Annotated in this window: 18 protein-coding genes and 2 pseudogenes; 13 read left to right on the top strand and 7 right to left on the bottom strand. The window is 58.0% G+C overall.

Annotation, left to right across the window (positions count from 1 at the left end; genetic code table 11):
- Positions 1 to 153: 153 nt before the first annotated feature.
- The 4 genes and pseudogenes from ACR3FE_RS15370 to ACR3FE_RS15355 form a co-directional block, all read right to left on the bottom strand.
- Positions 154 to 1,388, bottom strand: a pseudogene (locus ACR3FE_RS15370) (RNA-guided endonuclease InsQ/TnpB family protein).
- 267 nt (positions 1,389 to 1,655) lie between these two features.
- Complete coding sequence (locus ACR3FE_RS15365; protein WP_458208077.1) at positions 1,656 to 2,726, bottom strand: helix-turn-helix transcriptional regulator; 1,071 nt, start codon at positions 2,724 to 2,726, stop codon at positions 1,656 to 1,658.
- A 365-nt stretch (positions 2,727 to 3,091) separates the two neighbouring features.
- Positions 3,092 to 3,778, bottom strand: a complete 687-nt coding sequence (locus tag ACR3FE_RS15360; protein ID WP_458208076.1) for a helix-turn-helix domain-containing protein — start codon at positions 3,776 to 3,778, stop codon at positions 3,092 to 3,094.
- A gap of 126 nt (positions 3,779 to 3,904) precedes the next feature.
- Positions 3,905 to 4,180 (bottom strand): HalOD1 output domain-containing protein, encoded by a 276-nt coding sequence (locus ACR3FE_RS15355; protein WP_458208074.1) that lies wholly within the window; start codon positions 4,178 to 4,180, stop codon positions 3,905 to 3,907.
- 332 nt (positions 4,181 to 4,512) lie between these two features.
- Here ACR3FE_RS15355 and ACR3FE_RS15350 point away from each other — a divergent pair, with 332 nt between their 5' ends.
- The 8 genes and pseudogenes from ACR3FE_RS15350 (at position 4,513) to epsC (ending at position 10,975) form a co-directional block, all read left to right on the top strand.
- Entirely contained in the window at positions 4,513 to 4,770 is a 258-nt protein-coding gene (locus tag ACR3FE_RS15350) for a hypothetical protein (protein WP_458208073.1), read from the top strand.
- A 294-nt stretch (positions 4,771 to 5,064) separates the two neighbouring features.
- Positions 5,065 to 5,544, top strand: a complete 480-nt coding sequence (locus ACR3FE_RS15345) for a DUF7344 domain-containing protein (protein WP_458208071.1) — start codon at positions 5,065 to 5,067, stop codon at positions 5,542 to 5,544.
- Between the two features lie 74 nt (positions 5,545 to 5,618).
- Positions 5,619 to 5,990, top strand: a complete 372-nt coding sequence (locus ACR3FE_RS15340) for a HalOD1 output domain-containing protein (protein WP_458208070.1) — start codon at positions 5,619 to 5,621, stop codon at positions 5,988 to 5,990.
- Between the two features lie 80 nt (positions 5,991 to 6,070).
- Positions 6,071 to 6,727, top strand: a pseudogene (locus ACR3FE_RS15335) (alpha/beta hydrolase fold domain-containing protein); the annotation flags it as partial.
- Positions 6,728 to 6,878: 151 nt separating this feature from the next.
- Positions 6,879 to 7,718 carry an SDR family oxidoreductase gene (locus ACR3FE_RS15330; RefSeq protein WP_458208069.1) on the top strand — a complete coding sequence of 280 codons (840 nt, stop codon included), beginning with the start codon at positions 6,879 to 6,881 and terminating at the stop codon, positions 7,716 to 7,718.
- Between the two features lie 231 nt (positions 7,719 to 7,949).
- Positions 7,950 to 8,720, top strand: a complete 771-nt coding sequence (locus tag ACR3FE_RS15325; protein WP_458208067.1) for an enoyl-CoA hydratase/isomerase family protein — start codon at positions 7,950 to 7,952, stop codon at positions 8,718 to 8,720.
- A 179-nt stretch (positions 8,721 to 8,899) separates the two neighbouring features.
- The gene (locus ACR3FE_RS15320; RefSeq protein ID WP_458208065.1) at positions 8,900 to 9,619 is read left to right on the top strand and encodes a thermonuclease family protein; all 720 of its coding nucleotides are present in this window, start codon (positions 8,900 to 8,902) and stop codon (positions 9,617 to 9,619) included.
- A 474-nt stretch (positions 9,620 to 10,093) separates the two neighbouring features.
- Positions 10,094 to 10,975 carry a serine O-acetyltransferase EpsC gene (gene epsC / locus ACR3FE_RS15315; RefSeq protein ID WP_458208063.1) on the top strand — a complete coding sequence of 294 codons (882 nt, stop codon included), beginning with the start codon at positions 10,094 to 10,096 and terminating at the stop codon, positions 10,973 to 10,975.
- 631 nt (positions 10,976 to 11,606) lie between these two features.
- Here epsC and ACR3FE_RS15310 read toward each other — a convergent pair.
- The 3 genes from ACR3FE_RS15310 to ACR3FE_RS15300 are packed head-to-tail and all read right to left on the bottom strand — an operon-like array spanning position 11,607 to position 13,327.
- Positions 11,607 to 12,221, bottom strand: coding sequence for a VOC family protein (locus ACR3FE_RS15310; protein WP_458208061.1), 615 nt, complete (start codon positions 12,219 to 12,221; stop codon positions 11,607 to 11,609).
- Positions 12,222 to 12,264: 43 nt separating this feature from the next.
- Positions 12,265 to 12,408, bottom strand: a complete 144-nt coding sequence (locus ACR3FE_RS15305) for a hypothetical protein (protein ID WP_458208060.1) — start codon at positions 12,406 to 12,408, stop codon at positions 12,265 to 12,267.
- A 46-nt stretch (positions 12,409 to 12,454) separates the two neighbouring features.
- The gene (locus tag ACR3FE_RS15300) at positions 12,455 to 13,327 is read right to left on the bottom strand and encodes a winged helix-turn-helix domain-containing protein (protein ID WP_458208059.1); all 873 of its coding nucleotides are present in this window, start codon (positions 13,325 to 13,327) and stop codon (positions 12,455 to 12,457) included.
- A 257-nt stretch (positions 13,328 to 13,584) separates the two neighbouring features.
- Here ACR3FE_RS15300 and ACR3FE_RS15295 point away from each other — a divergent pair, with 257 nt between their 5' ends.
- Genes ACR3FE_RS15295 through ACR3FE_RS15275 form a run of 5 tightly spaced genes read left to right on the top strand, consistent with a single transcriptional unit; the run spans position 13,585 to position 16,017 of the window.
- Positions 13,585 to 13,923, top strand: coding sequence for an ArsR/SmtB family transcription factor (locus tag ACR3FE_RS15295; protein ID WP_458208057.1), 339 nt, complete (start codon positions 13,585 to 13,587; stop codon positions 13,921 to 13,923).
- Positions 13,920 to 14,510: a dihydrofolate reductase family protein gene (locus tag ACR3FE_RS15290; RefSeq protein WP_458208055.1), complete on the top strand. Its 591-nt coding sequence runs from the start codon at positions 13,920 to 13,922 to the stop codon at positions 14,508 to 14,510. Before ACR3FE_RS15295 ends, ACR3FE_RS15290 begins: the two co-directional genes overlap by 4 nt.
- Entirely contained in the window at positions 14,507 to 14,977 is a 471-nt protein-coding gene (locus tag ACR3FE_RS15285) for an SRPBCC family protein (protein ID WP_458208054.1), read from the top strand. The genes ACR3FE_RS15290 and ACR3FE_RS15285 overlap by 4 nt, the downstream gene beginning before the upstream one ends.
- 3 nt (positions 14,978 to 14,980) lie before the next feature.
- Complete coding sequence (locus ACR3FE_RS15280; protein ID WP_458208053.1) at positions 14,981 to 15,541, top strand: dihydrofolate reductase family protein; 561 nt, start codon at positions 14,981 to 14,983, stop codon at positions 15,539 to 15,541.
- Positions 15,538 to 16,017, top strand: a complete 480-nt coding sequence (locus ACR3FE_RS15275; protein ID WP_458208052.1) for an SRPBCC family protein — start codon at positions 15,538 to 15,540, stop codon at positions 16,015 to 16,017. The genes ACR3FE_RS15280 and ACR3FE_RS15275 overlap by 4 nt, the downstream gene beginning before the upstream one ends.
- The last annotated feature ends 3 nt before the right edge of the window (positions 16,018 to 16,020 follow it).

Raw genomic sequence — 16,020 nt, 5'->3', positions numbered from 1 at the left:
GCAGTGGGGAACCATGCCAGTTACAGCCGTCGTACCACGATAGCGACATCGTTTGAAAATCAACACCGAGTAACCGGGCACGACTGAGATCGATACCCAACAAATCGGACTCGACATCTCGACAAAGCCGCAACGTCGTGAACCGCCTCGGGGTCAAGCCCCGAGGCTTCCTGTTTCTACGACGCGCTTTGCAGACACGGACTCAAGCTGAGTCGTGTCCGTAGGGAGCGCAGTCTCCACAGGCGTGTCTTCGGGCCATCCCAGCCCTAGTTCAGCAAAGCCGCGTTGCAGAACGTTCATCGCCGCGTTCGCGTCCCGATCACACTCGAACCCGCACGACGGGCAGGAATGTTCTCGCACCCAGATGGGTTTCGCCGTTTCCACGCCACAGGACGCACACTCTTTCGTCGTCCCTTCGGGTTCGACTTGCTTGACGTGCGTCCCGTGCAGGTTGCCTTTGTATTCGAGGAGTGTGATGAACTGTCGCCACGCGGCATCTTGCTTGTTGCGGGCATTGGGTGACTGTTCAAGCATCCTCTTCACATCTAAGTCTTCAACGAACACGGTGTCGTACTCGCGGACGAGCCACGTCGTAATCTTATGCTGGTAGTCCAGCACCTTCCGTCGAAGGTGACGCTTGACCGTGGCGACCTTCCGGCGTTGTTTCTCGTAGTTGTTCGACCCCTTCTCCTTCCGCGAGAGTTGGCGTTGCTCGCGGCGAAGATGCTCGTACTCGTCTTCGAGGTCGAACCAATCCACGGTCTTGCCATCCGACGTGTGGATGTAGTTGAGGATGCCGAGGTCGATACCGACGCTGTTACTTGCGTCAAGCGAGTCCACGTCTGGTTTCTCGGGCAGGTCGGCGTCGTCAGTTTCGAGGCCGAAAGAGACGAACCAGTCTCCGGTCGCCTCCTTCTTAATGGTGACTTCTTTGATGGACCCCTCGTCGGGAATCGGACGGTGGTAACGGATTTTGATGTCTCCGATTTTGGAGAGCCAGAGGGTCGCTGTGCGGCCACTCGTGTTTTTGAGTTCGAAGCCAGACTGCGAATACGTCATACTCTGGAACTCCTTCGGTGACTTCCACGTGAGCATCCCGACCGTGTTCCCGTTCTCTTTCTGGGATTTGAGGGTCGAGAGATTCTGATAGAACCGTGTGACGGTTCGCTGAAGTGCTTTGGAGTGAACCTCTTTGAACACTGGAAACTCGTCTTTCCAGTCGGTGAGGCGGTCGTGATGCTTATACGCCGACAACATCGGGTCGGCGTCGAGATGGTGTATTCGTAGCGTGTGTAGTTGTACGCTTGGCGATGAACGTCGATGTGGTATTCTAGTTGCACCGCCCCCTCTTGTGTCGGGTACGCGGGGTAACGGTGACTATATTCCATCGCTGTCTATTGATTAAAGATAATTTCTCTTAATGGTTTGTGTCACGTGTTGCGGCTTCATCCACGGGGTCAAGCCCCGTGGCATTCGCCTTGGCCGCCGGTAAATCCAGCGAACAGAAACATCGGGAATAGTATCACGCCCGCGAAACTCATGAGGACGCCAATTCGGCGAGCGGTAAGTGTCGGCATGGATGTCTCTATTCTGGTGCGCCTCTAAACCTTGGTGTACACTCACAATCCGATTTTAGCGATCACCCTCGGTCGACCTCATACGTCGAACGGTGATTTCGTCGCTTTCGGTTCGGAGCCATTGAGGAACACGATGTTGCCCTGTCCGATTTGAACGCGCGTTATCTCACCGTCCGCTTCCATCTGTGCGAGTTTTCGGCTCACGGTCGATTTCGACCACGATGTCGCTGCCGTGATATCGGCCTGTTTCATTCGCCCTCCGGACTGGGTCAATAGCGACCGGATCCGCTCTTCGTCAGTGAGTAGTTCTTCGTCCACCAGATTCCCAATCGGAGTCTGCTCCTCCTCGGGTTCGTGGGGCAGCGGTGCGGTCGGGGGTTCCTCGATGGGCTCGGGTTTGGAACTGTCACCATTCGACGCGTCTCGACCGAAGAGTCTGGAAAGCGTCGTTCGCAACGATGACAGGCGGTTATCTCCCGATCGTTTCGTTGATTCGGTGGCGTTCGTAGGAGCACTCGGGGCAACAGTGTCCATGTCCGTCCGCGAGGAAACAGCAGGGATCGTCCGCCACTCACCACTCTCGGCGGATCGTTCGACGACGACGTCGAACAGCGACGTGAGGGTATTCGTGGTCTCCGGGTCGTGAATGTTGGGATCCATCTGGAAGAAGCCGAGTGCGCCAGCGGCCTGGATGCGGTGGGTGAGAATGTGGAGATAGCGAAATGCGGTATCGAAGTCGACGTATTCGAGAAGCACGGTCAGCGTCTGTACCGAGATGACCGGTTGCGTGTCGCCGTCTGCCCACGCCTCTAAGCGACGGCTCAGTGGGGGGATGATTGCCATCGGATCCGTCGGGTCGACAACGTCAGCAGTTACTCTGTCAAAAGGTACTTCCCCATCTGGGTCAGCGTGGGCTAACCCACTCGCGTGAATGATGTGGGTTTCTCGAGGGAGCGCGCCATTGGTTCGGCGCCAGTCATCCAGCCACTGCGCCGGTGGTTGTGTATACGTGACCGATGCAAGACTCGTGTCGGCTACAGGTGTCGACGCGACAAACTCCAGGTAGTCGTGATTACCGTCCGGTGTTATCGGCGCGAGCACGAGCACGGTCGATGCTCCTTCGAGCGGTTCTCTCTTGGGGTCGGTCATTTTGTCATTTCTACCAAGTTTGTCTTTGGCGGTTATCGTACCGTGAGTCTGGTAGTATATGTAAGTTGTCCGAATTTATATGCATGCCGTATTTTATGATCATCGAACGTAACTGCGTACGAGCACATTAGAGTGTCCGACTCGACACCCCATTCGAAGCGTCGCTTGTAAGGGTCAATGGCCTCCGAAAAGATGCGGGAGCAGATGAAGATCCTCATGGAGATCACTTGCTCGATTCCATCACTGTATCCAGGTTAGAACCCGATTTGAACCCGATTCCCGAACGCAAGCCATCGAGATACGAGACAGAGTGATCGTGACCGTCGATCAGGGCGACGGTCGTCGTGGGGACGATACTGAAGGCACTACTTCTCCGTTGGTGGGTCGATCTCGAACAGCGAGGCCATCGATTGTTCGATGATCTTCTCGTTCGCTCGGCGGAGCCGTTCGGAGGCAGCTTGATGAGTGATGCCGAGGAGGTCACCAAGATCCGTCTGTGAGATCCTGCGCGGTACTTCGAAATAGCCGTGCGAATACGCGACACGCATCACTTCCAATTGCTCGGGCGAGAGATCAAGACGCCGCCCTTCTGGTGGGTGGATGTCCGTTACCCTATCGATAGTACGGGCGATCTCATGGGTGGCGCAATAGTCGTCGAACTGAGAGATGTCGTCCTGCGTTGCGAATCGAAGGCGGAACGCCCATTCTCCGTGTTCACCATAGCCTTCGACGATCGTTCCGCGTGCCTGAAGAATCCCGTCCAGGAGGCTTTCGACCGTGGGCAACCAGTGGAGCCGATACAATCGTTTATCACCGATCGCGGTTAGTAACTCGTATCCTTCGATATCGGGACTCTCGGTGAACGCTTCTTCGATGAGTTCTGGCTGGGGTGCTGCTTTTGTGGCCATCACCCATACGAAGGGCAGGTACTCATCGTCGCGACCCATCGGAACGATGCGGTCGAACTCAACGCGTAAGTCAGGCGCTGTCTGAAACACCTGGCCGAAGGCGAATTCCTCCGCAGCGAGACGAATGTCAATTTCAACTGTCATACTAATTTATACGGACTTCGGTATCTTCTCCATTCCCTTCTCGCCTCCAACACGAGGCATCTTCCAATCGAAGTGACGCTCGTGATGGTCAATGGGCTCCGTGTGCCTGTCGTCGTTTCGAGCTAGCTATTCTGGGCGATGGCGAACGCGAGCCCGGATATCGTCGGCAGCCCGCCAGACGGTGACCGTTACCTCACGAATATCGAATTGAATGGAGACAGACCCTGTTGGTCTGTGGCTAAAGATGGCATCGAGGGCATCAGGTTCGATGAAGTCATAGAGTTGGAACTCTCCGGCGTCGATATCGATGCCATCGTACTCCTGGAGGGCGTCGATGACGACGACACTTGCCTGTGCATGCGCAGTGCGTGAAGGCATTGAACGCTGGTTTTCGACGGTCATTCGTTCTCAGACAGTAGTTTGTAAGGGCGGATAATAGTATTGGCCAATATCCACTATATTCTACAGAATGGTCGGATTTCGACTGACTGGGCAGAATTACACGAGTACAGGAGAAAGCCCACGACTTCAGTCGTGGGATGAATCCGACCAACGATGACAAAACCGCAATACTTAGGTTGGATGGGGTCGGATGTTAGCGTAACTCGCTCGGGAAAATTGGAGTTGGATTGGGGTCTCCGTCACCAAAAAGCAACCCTGCCCAAGTGAGACTTGGGCGCGAGTCCGAGTCGGGCCGATGGCACGGCCTGTAGGGTGTTAGCAGGGTAGTCCGTATGGGCTGGCGTCGCCACGCGCCCACCGCCCCGACGCATCACCTACAAACCGAGACCGACCACCGAGGTCGGGAAGTTGCCTCCGTTGGTGTCGGAACGCCCGACCCCAAGCGCGGGGAATCCCACGACTTCAGTCGTGCGGAGGATGTCAATGTTGCCAGTCGTTCATCCCTCGACGTAGATCGAGGGAACTCGACCACCACACCACTCCTGTCGAAGGAAGTCAGACTCATCGGGCATCGGCAGGAACGGGCATAGCGGAGCAGGTTCACCGCTATATTCCTGAAGACCAAGGCGCTTCCACACCATCTCTGATTCCGGCTCCTACCGTGTTCATGGGTGCGGTTCCACGGACACTCGGGCTCCCTCCCGGGCTGGAATTCACAGGCAGGAACTCGCGTCGTCTCTCCGTCTGATTCGGTCGTTGTTCGACGCATAGAAGTGGACGAGAACTCGCAGCCGATGCTCGGATACGGAGATGACCCGTGGGTTTACGACCGAAGGTATTTATATCCCAAATATTTATGCTCCTCTCACCCCCTCTCTGAGGAGATGGCGGGGGACAATCCACCTACCGACGAGTGGGAGACCCACTCTAGTCGCACCGCCGAAGAGCGTGCCGCCGAGCGCGAACTCGACGTGACCGTCTCGAAAACAACCCTTGAGTTACAATGGGTCTTCGAGGCGGTCGCCCATCCACGCCGACGCTACCTCGTCTACACCCTCGCCGAAGCGACCGAATGGTCACTCGACGACCTCGCGACCAAACTCGCTGCGTGGGAGACTGACACCGAAGAGGCGAACATCGCACCGCTCACGCAGACGGAGATGTATACGTCGCTCTATCACGCGCATATCCCGAAACTGGTCAGCCTGGATGTGATCGAGTTCGATGCCGATACTGAGACAATCACCCCTGGTCAACACGCCCATCAGGTGTTGATTGCGCTAGAAGGCGCAGGTGGATGTCTCGACAATCGGCAAGAAACGCATGCCCGGAGTGAGTTTGACCGCGACGGCGATCCCCAGTAATCACATAGGCAGTAGCGGCATCACTGCCTCGGGACCGACAGAACGTTAGGACACAGTCACACGGAGGCCGACAGATGACGTCAAGCAACGACCACACCGATGATGGTACCGATCTTGCACAGCATGAAACCGAGGACTTGACCTTTGTGACACAGGCGCACTACGACCGAGAGAGCCACCGCGATCTTACTACGGAAATCATGTTCGCAATCGCGGCCGCGGAGGATGTCAATCCAACCGATCTTATGGATCCGCCATTATACGCCTGTGTCGATATCGCCGCGATCGAAGATGGGTTCTTCGGCCCTGACCTCGATGGGCAGACACGAAATAGCGAGGGCAGTGTTACCTTCCACTATAACCACTATCAAGTTGAGGTTGCCAGCGATGGGTGGATAACCGTCTCCGAACCCGCTGTGCGTGGGGAACGGCCAGACCCCGAATGATTGTCCGTTGAGAGGAGCGAACGTGACCACAAGGTGGACGAAGCCAGGGATTTTATTGATCGGTGTCTGATTGGCCAGCAGTGGAAGCCGACGCCATCCATCCGCACGCCAAGACCGCCCTCAACCGCCAACAGTACATCCCGCTCCCGCATAGCAATCGAGGCCTGCGCTTGTTCCGCCTGCTTACTCGCGGTATCGCCAAACTGCAGAATCGCGATCCACTGCCAGTCGGTAGGACGGTCGATCGTACGATTCCCGGGCCTGACGAGCCTCCTAGAAACACGGTTATATCTGCCAGACGAGCCGGGGCCGTCTCCGACCGTCGAGTTCTTCCACGGCGGTGGATTCGTCTTCGGGGACATCGCGACCCACGACCAACTCTGTCGCCAGCTAACTCGGGAAAGTCGCTGTGCGGTGGTGTCGGTCGCGTACCGACTTGCTCCCGAGCATCCGTTTCCAGCCGCGGTCGAAGACGCCTATGCGGCCGTGGAGTGGGCCGCTGCGAATCCCGATGCGATTGGGCGACTGGGGAAGTGGCCGTTGCCGGTGATAGTGCGGGTGGCACGCTGGCGGCAGTGACGTCGCTCATGGCCGCTGAGCGAGACGGCCCTGAGATTGCGTATCAAGCGCTATTGTATCCTGCCGTCGGTGTTAAGCCGGAACCGGCGTCGATGGAGCAGCATACGGGTACGGTGTTGACCGAGCGTGACCTCGAGTGGTTTCGGGAGTGTTACTATGGCTATGTGTACAAATCCGACGGCTATCGCGTGATGGAGTCCAACTGGCAGTACCATGGCACCGATTCGAAGCGACTTGAGGCACGGGAGGTGGTCGATCAATTTTTGTGACCTCCATATCACTTAGGCGGAAGAGGACTGAGCACTAGACATGCCAGTCGAGCCAAACCTGACCGGACGAACTGCATTTATCACGGGAACGACGAGGGGTATCGGGAAGCAAATCGCACTTACGCTCGCAGATGCTGGCTGTAACATCGTCTCAACGGGGAAAACCGTCGAAGAGGATGGTAACCTGGAAGGGACGATTCACAAAACTGCCGAAGAGTGTGAAGAGCGCGGGGTGAGTGCCCACGCGATCCAGTTGAACCTCCGCGACGCCGAGAACGTCCAGAATGCGGCCGCGGAAGCGATTGATGTCTTCGGTGAGGTGGATATCGTCATCAACAACGCCAGTGCCATCCAGTTGGCAACCGTCGAGGATCTTCCCGCGAATCGGTTCGATCTGCTGACCGAGGTCAACATTCGTGGAACGTACCTCACCTCGCGGGCGTTTATCCCGCACATGAAGGAGATCGGCGGGGGTCACATCCTGACGAACGCCCCGCCAGTGAATATGAAGCAAGCGCCGGGAAAGGCCGCCTATGCATGGTCGAAGATGGGGATGACGTTCGTCACGCTCTCGCTCGCCGCCGAACTCGAATCCGACGGTATCGCGGCCAATGCCTTCTGGCCGGTGACCGCCATCGACACGCGTGCGACGCGGTACTTCGGGATGGGAACAGAAGACGACTGGCGCTCGCCCGAAATCGTCGCTGACGCGGTGTGCGAACTCCTCGACCGCGATCCCGCAGTATTCACGGGCAACGCCGTCTACGATGAAGAGATCCTCCGCGAGGCAGGTATCGAAGACTTCTCGGCGTACAACGTCACCGACGGCGATCCGATGCCACTGTCCGCACAGATGTTCGATCCCGAGTTCGAGCGCTAGACGTACCAAACCGAGGGTGATCCGTCGGTTCGTGCCGTTGCGTCGTTGCATTTGGGACCCCCTCCTCGTGGAAGTCACCGAGGGTATGTTCGAAGAGTAGTTCACTCCGATTCGGGGATGCCTCGTCACCACCTTTCGCCGACTCGCCTCGGAGTGGATGCTGGCATCGATTGTTGACCATCCTCGGAAAACAGGCGATAAGGTGAGGGGAGTCGAAGAGAAAACCCACATATGACACAGATAGATGTGTCCCACGAGGACGAGGTGGCGACCGTCACGATGTCGAATCCGGAGCGCAAGAACGCGCTTTCGCTCGAAGCCTGTGAGATGATGGCCGAATCGCTCCGCGAACTAGCCCACGATTCCTCAGTACGGTGTGTCGTCATCACGGGCGAGGGCGACGCATTCAGTTCGGGGCTCGATCTCGCGAGCGACATCGACGTGAGCAGTCCGGCCAAAGAACTCGAAGGCGGGCTGAACGCCATCGCAACCAGCCTGCTGCGGATGAAAAAGCCCGTCGTGGCGAAGGTAGCGGGGACGGCGGTCGGTGCGGGGGCATCCATCGCCACCGCCTGTGATTTCGTCTATGCCGCCGAATCTGCCGAATTCGCCTGGGGGTTCACCGATATCGGTCTCGTTCCCGATACTGGCGCGACCTACGTCCTTCAGCGCCTCGTCGGGCTCCGAACCGCGATGGAGCTGCTGACCACCGGCCGCCGGGTCGATGCCGACGAGGCTGTCGAGCTCGGCATCGCCACTGAAGCGACCCCCGATGGGGAACTTGACGAATTCGTCGAGGAACGGGTCGAGATGCTGCTCTCGCGGCCGACGTGCGCTGTCGGGGAAGCCAAACGGCTACTCCTCCGCAACGACCACCGCTCGCTGGAGGAGGCGTTAGCCGCCGAGGCGAACGCTCAAGAGCGCATCGTCGAGACGGACGATTTCTCCGAGGGAGTCCTCGCGTTTCTGGAGGGGCGCGACCCCAAGTTCGTCGGTCAGTAGACAGAACTGCTCAGGTTCGCAACGAAAACGGGATTTGGCCTTGTTCACTGCATCGGAAAAACGAGAGCCGGTTGTTGTATCAATCCATGATTCATCCGGAAATCCACCGTTCGCTACCGAACAGGCACCGTCAAAACATATATCTTTAAATACACATTATCCAGTTGTCACGGTTGTTCATGAAACGTGTGCTCGCAGCACTGACCGTCGCACTGCTGCTCATCACCGCTGGGTGTATGGGTGGTGAGGGGGCGACGGTCACCACGACGCCCATGGAGACGACGACCGCCGCGACTCCGACGACCGCGACGACAGTCGCCCCTGAGGAAACGACGCAGACGACCGCCAACGAGCCGACCACGGCACCGCGAGAAGCGCAGGCGTTCCAAACGGGGAACCAGTCCGCATCGATGTATGAGGCAATCGACGGGGATACGTTCGAGTTATACTACGGGGATCACGACGCGCGTGGGGTCGTCGAACTCGTCGACGTGAATGCGCCCGCGATGAACCTGTCAGACATCGACCCGGCGGACTTCCACTACCACGACGCCGCGACCGACGCGGAGATGCAGACGCATCAGAAGGAGCTGCGAATCATCGGCTACGAGGCGGCCCGGCGCGCGAACGAGAAACTATCACACCCGGGCGGAGACTACATTACCGTCGTCCACACGGGCGAGACGACGGCTGAGGGCGTGCCGCTCGTATACATCTACTTCGACTGGAACGGTCGGTGGACGCTGTACCAAGAATACCTTGCCGGAGAAGGACTCGGCGTGCTGACGAACCCCGACTCACCCCATGCGTCTTCCATCGAGAATGCGCAGGCGTGGGCGAAGGACAACGACGAGGGACTCTGGGCGTCGAACGACGAAGATGACCATCCCCACGATTAGGCGACTCGGCTCGCGGATTCGAGACAACGAGGATCGATGTTCGGAAGGGGGGTGAGTCGCAAAGTCAGATCATCAACTCCTGACCGATTTCTCTAAGCCACCACACATTATATTATTTGCAATAATCAGAATCTCCCGGGTTCGACTGGGGATATCAGTAGTTCCTTATCGAGGGACCGAGCGGCCACCTTTTCGCACGGGAGGGGTCAATCGGGCGATGGTCAGTTCGGCAACTCCTTGCTTCCCATTTGCACGCATGGCTAACGGAGAGTCACCGCAACCGTCGCAGTCGCAGTCTGCTGATTCGGAATCGTCTTCGTTGTCTTCGTACTTCGGGAAGAAGCTGTCATCGCTGGCGGTGGCATCGCCCAGTTGTGCCGTCCCTCGTCGATGATCTCGTCGGCCTGCTCAACTCTTGGACATCCATTCTCTTTCCCATAGCTTCTTCCCAACTAACTCCTTACAAAAAGAGTGATGGAGTACCGCTACACCGGCAACGCTCACCACAGCTTAGTCGCTGCCTACGATGCCGACGAGCCTCCCTTTCCGGTCCACGAGCCACGGACCGCCCCTGAGACCTCGCACACGAGCAGCGAACTAACCCTCCTTCACCGCCTCCTATTCCCGAGCTGCTGGAACGCCTATGCAGACCACACCGACCCAAATGGCGTTCAAGAAACCCTCACTGAACTCGGTGAGCAGCTCATGCGAGGCTGTCAATTGTATGCTCCCCGCGCTCGCCCTCAGGACTGCATCAGTGCCGTCATCGACGACCTTCCCACTATCAGAGAGCGCCTCAAACGCGACGTCGAAGCCGCTTATAAGGGCGATCCTGCTGCGAAGTCCTACATCGAGGTTATCCGAGCGTATCCAGGATTCCACGCCATCGTCGCTCAGCGTGTCGCTCATGAACTGTACAAGGAGGGCAGGCAGGAGTACGCCCGTGAACTCACCGAAGCCGCAAAAAGCGACACAGGAATCGACATCCATCCTGGCGCCGAGATCGGAGACTACTTCTTCATCGACCACGGCACCGGCGTCGTCATCGGCGAGACCGCCACTATCGGTGACTGGTGCCGGCTCTACCAGAACGTCACCCTCGGCGCCCTCCACTTTGAAGAGGAGGAGGACACCGACCACGCCCTCAAAAAAGGATATAAGCGTCACCCCGACATTGGCGACCACGTCGTCATCGGTGCCGGGACGAACGTCCTCGGTGCCATCACTGTCGGCAATCACGTCAGTATCGGCGCAAATTCCTGGATTACCGAGGATATCCCTGCGAACACCACGGTGTACGTCTCTGACCATCCCGACCAGGAACGCAAACCGAATGGCCGCGAGACCGAAGACTGATCACCCTCGCTTTGCTGTGGTGGAGGGCACCCGCTTAATCGGTACTGCGCTCACGGTCGTCGTGCCGATTGACGTGTCCGCACTCTACTGACAGACGAGAGAGCGCGATACTCGCGCGCAATTTGCAGAGGAAACGACCGACGACGATATTCTGACGGCGATACGCGAGTCGGAATTTCCGGCGGTGGCCGCTCAGTGGATGGCAGATACGGTTGGGATGGGTGACTCTCCGCGCATCGACGGCATGAAAATACATCCGTTGGTGTTATCTACTGGTAACTCTGAGGGCAAGTGTGACCGCCCCGAAATCGTCTTTTGACGAGAATTCAGGATTAACAAGTAGTGGGTACCGAATTACTGTCGATAACGGCCGTGATTCGTTTTTTGCAATTTGTATCGAAGACCCTGATACTGAGACAGCGTGGATTATGTCGGATACCGTCCGTTCACTGGAAAAGATGCAGTGACTCACCGAGAAACGCCCAGATCAGTGATTACCTTGATGAAAAGTCCAGGTTTTCGGGCATCTGGTTCAGGTGGGCTGTGTTCGGCCCGTGATCGTGCAATTCATTCATGCGGCGAGTAGTCGGCGGACGAGGTGAATCGCGGAAATTCGACGGGCTAATCGGTCTCAGAGCAGGTCGCACGTTTCGATCCGGGTTTCGTCCGCGAACGCACTGCCTGCGAGTCGAAATCGCGGAACCCGAACCTCGTCATCCTGCAGAATATCGAGTCCCGGAACCGTGCTGAATACGGACTCGAACTCGCGTTTTACGCTCGGATTCGTCGCCGTGTCTGGAATCATGAGTTCGACGCGTTCGAAATGCGCCTCGTCCCACGACCCGAGATCTGCTTCGACGTCGTTACCGTCCGGATGGAGTTCGACTCGGAACCGCCACGGCGTCATGATGAACGTTCGTCGACCGTCACGGTCGCGTACCGACCAGCCCGCGTCGTCCGCGCGATCGCATATCGCGTCGAACTCGGTCGTGCAGAGGCCGAGGTGGTCGAAATGCGGTTTTCGGCCGGGCGCGAGCGTGATGTTCACGTACCCTCGCTGCGCGTTCTGCAGTCGCAGTCGAAAATTCTCTGGAACTGGGTCGTCCGCCTCGAGCACGCGAAACTCTCCATCGACGCGGCCGAATCGTCGGTACAGCGGTACGCCTTGGTCTGTGAGTCTCGTTTCTGCACCGCTCACGTCGGGCGTGTTGAAGTGCAGGTGAAAGAGTCGCGTCGGGAATTGCATACCCGAGAGGCGACTCCGGGTGAAATAACGGTTCGGTTTCGGACTATTCTTCGATTTCGTCCTCGTCGATGTCGGCGTCTTCGAGGGCAGCCTCGCCAGCACCGCCCATCATACCGCCCATGCAGCCGCCGATGACGCAATCATGCAGCCGCCGATGACGCAATTCAAGAAGACGGGTTACTACCACCCGCAGTCGTTCTAGACTGTTCCAGTGAGGATTCTGTCGCTAGAAGTCATTCGAAAGTGATCGACTCGATTTTGACGTTTGAGTTCACGATGGCGACGAGTGTCTCGTCGCCGAGGGCGAATCGGACGCGGGCACGCATCGGATCGTCGCTCGCGAGTTCGATGCTGATGTCGGTCCCGCCGGAGACATACTGCCAGCTGGGGTCGTTGACGACATCAATACCGTGGTCGGCAAAGTATTCGATTGCTTCAACCTGATATATGACCGGGAGGGAAGGATATGATTTGACGGTGTCTCCACACCGATCGCACATGTAGCGCGCCTGGACGGGCACCGAGTTCTCGGGGTTGTCGGTCAGCGCCAAGTTGCCATCGACGCGCCCCCCACAGGTCGAGCAGAAGCCGTACACGGCCTTCGAGAGCGTTGCACGCATCCAGCGATCAAATGCATACGGAAGCTCCTCGCGGGTGAAGTGCTCGAGGCTCGCCGGCGGGAACGAGAACTCGTTCGACCACATGTCGCAGTCGTCGCAGTACATTTTCGCGTGCTCGTTGGCGTACTCAGCAATCAGGTGCGGAGAACCACACATCGGGCATGAGCCGTCGAACTCGAAGGGTTCGAGCTTTGCCTCGGTCGTGTACGCCCCGGAGATGATTGTACCGTACATCTTGCGACCCGCGAGGGAGAGCCGATAGCCGTCGTCGTCGTGGACGACCAGATGCCCGACGAGTTTTTTCAGATGGTAGTTGAACTTTCCAGAGTCGCGTTCTTCGACGGCTCCGCGAAGTCGCGAGAATGGCAGGGGATTATCCGCCTCACTGAGAGCTTGGAGGATACGCACACGAAGGCTATTCGACAGGAGTTCGAATGTATCCTCTGGGGATTGGCGCTCCACGGTCACTCCATCCTTTGGTGACATGCTACCACTCGCGTGGTGCCAGACTATATTTATATCGTCTGAATCGACGGATTCTACTGCGATACGTTTGCTGTAGACATCCTCGTAGAGTAGGTCGAAGTCACTCTATTTCTCGCCCGTTACCGGCGTGTGATACCGTCGATACTACCATAGCGATATTCGTGACCATGTTGCTATGCCAGCGAATGGCCGGTAGACGGCCTAGCGACTACGTTCAACCAAAGACTTAAGTATTTGTCCGAGGTTCATTCAACCGGATGGTTGAACAACTGCCGGACGATCTCGATCTCGACGCGATCTTCCAGGCACTGGCACATCCGATCCGCCGGGACATCCTCGAACGGGTGGCCGACGGGCCGGAGAGCGTCAGCGAACTGGCCGAACCACATGACGTCTCACTCGCCGCCGTCTCGAAGCACCTGCACGTACTCGAGGACGCCGGCCTGATCGACATCGAGAAGGACGGTCGCATTCGCCGCGCTCACCTGAACGCTGCGCCGCTTTCCGCCGCGTTTGGTTGGCTTACCCGATACCGCGTCTTCTGGGAAGACCGGTTCGACGCGCTGGCCATCCACTTGGAGGAAGATCAAGAATGATTGATAATACCAACACCGTATCACCACAGCGAAACCTGATCGTCTCGGAGTTCCTGACGCTCGACGGCGTCATGGAGGCGCCGGAAGAGTGGTCGTTCGCGTTCTTCAGCGAGGAGCAGCAAGAGTACAAACACGACGAGCTGTTCGGGTCGGGAGCGCTCCTGCTGGGACGCGAGACCTACGAGTCGTTCGCGGCAGCCTGGCCTGATCGAGAGGACGAGACGGGCTTCGCCGACCGAATGAACAGCCTCTCGAAGTACGTCGTCTCGACAAGCTTAGAGGAGGCCGAGTGGAACAACTCGACGATCATCGACGGTGATATTGCCGAGGCAGTCGCCACGCTGAAGCAGGAGGACGGACAGGACATCCTCGTTAACGGCAGCGGCGAACTCGTGGACACGCTCGTGGAACACGACCTCGTCGACGAGTACCGCCTCATGATCCATCCCGTCGTCCAGGGGAGCGGCAAGCGGCTCTTCGAGGACGCGGGCGAGCCGACGACGATGAACCTCGTCGACACGGAGGCGTTCGACTCGGGCGTCGTCGTCCTCACCTACGAGCCAGCAGAGGAGGACGACGCCGAATGAGCGACTTCGATCCGACCGAGTACAATATGACGATCAAACGTACGTTCGACGCGCCACGCGACGGGGTATGGCAGGCGCTTACGGATCCCGACGAGGTACGACAATGGTGGGGACCAAAGGGCTTCACGGTTCCACGTTGTGAGATGGATCTACGACCCGGTGGCGTCCATCGCGTCGATATGCGTGCTTCCGATGGCGCCATCATCCCACACGAAGGCGTGATCGAGGAAGTCGACGAACCCGAGCGGCTCGTGATCTACAACCGCAACACCGAGAACGGCGAAGAGACCCAACAGCCCGAAGTTCGTAACACAATCACGCTCGTCGAACACGACGGTCGGACGGAACTCACGTTCGTCGCCGAGGTCACCGCAGCCACGCCCGACATAACCGACTCGCTAGAGGGGATGGAACCGGTTTGGAGTGAGAGTTTGGACTCGCTGTCCACTTACCTCGGGGAGGTCTAAACGATGCGGAAGATTGTCGCCACGGAGTCCGTGTCGCTAAACGGCGTTATGGAATCTCCGGAGGAGTGGTCTCCACCGTACTCGACCCAGGAGCTGGACGAGGCGAACACGGCGGGAATGGCGTCGTCGGACGCGTTACTGTTGGGACGAGTCACCTACGAAGAACTCGTCGCCTTCTGGCCCACACAACCTGACGACAATCCTATCGCGAAGTTCATCAACAACGTACCCAAGTACGTCGTCTCGACGACGCTAGAGGATGTCGAATGGAACAACTCGACCCTCATCGATGGGAACGTCGCCGAAGAAGTAGTCGAACTGAAGCAACAAGACGGTGAGGGAATCGGGATCGTCGGCAGCGGCACTCTCGTCCGGTCGTTACTCGATTACGAGCTGGTCGACGAACTCGTGCTCAATGTCCATCCTCTGGTACTCGGGGACGGGAAGCGTCTTTTCGAGGCAGGTAGCGAACGGACTACGCTGAATTTGGTTGATTCGGAGACGTTCGACACGGGCGTCGTCTCGTTGACCTACGAGCCGTTCGAGGAGGTGGACGACGAATGAGCGACGACGCCGAACCGACGACCCAGGAACGGAGCATCACGGTAAGTCGCGTGATCGAGGCACCGCCCGAGCGGGTGTACCAGGCGTTCCTCGATCCCGACGAACTCGCCCAGTGGCTCCCGCCGACCGGCTTCAGCGCGGAGGTTCACCACCTAGAACCCGAGGAGGGCGGGACATATCGGATCACGTTCACCGGCGAGACCGAGGCGTTCGCCGACTACGACCACTCTTTCGGCGGCACCTACCTGGAGCTGGTTCCCGGTGAACGCATCGTCTACACGGACGAATTCGAAACCGACGACCCCGAGATGGCCGGCGAGATGACGGTGACGGTCACCTTCGAGGAGGTTCCCGAGGGAACAGAGGTCACCGCCCACCAGGAGGGAATCCCCGAAGCCATCCCCCCGAGCGACGCCAACGAAGGGTGGAACGACTCGCTATCGAATCTCGCGAAGCTGGTGGAGGGGACATCGTGACGA

The sequence above is a fragment of the Haladaptatus rarus genome (genome assembly GCF_054177585.1).
This window is presented reverse-complemented; position numbering and strand designations above follow the sequence as displayed.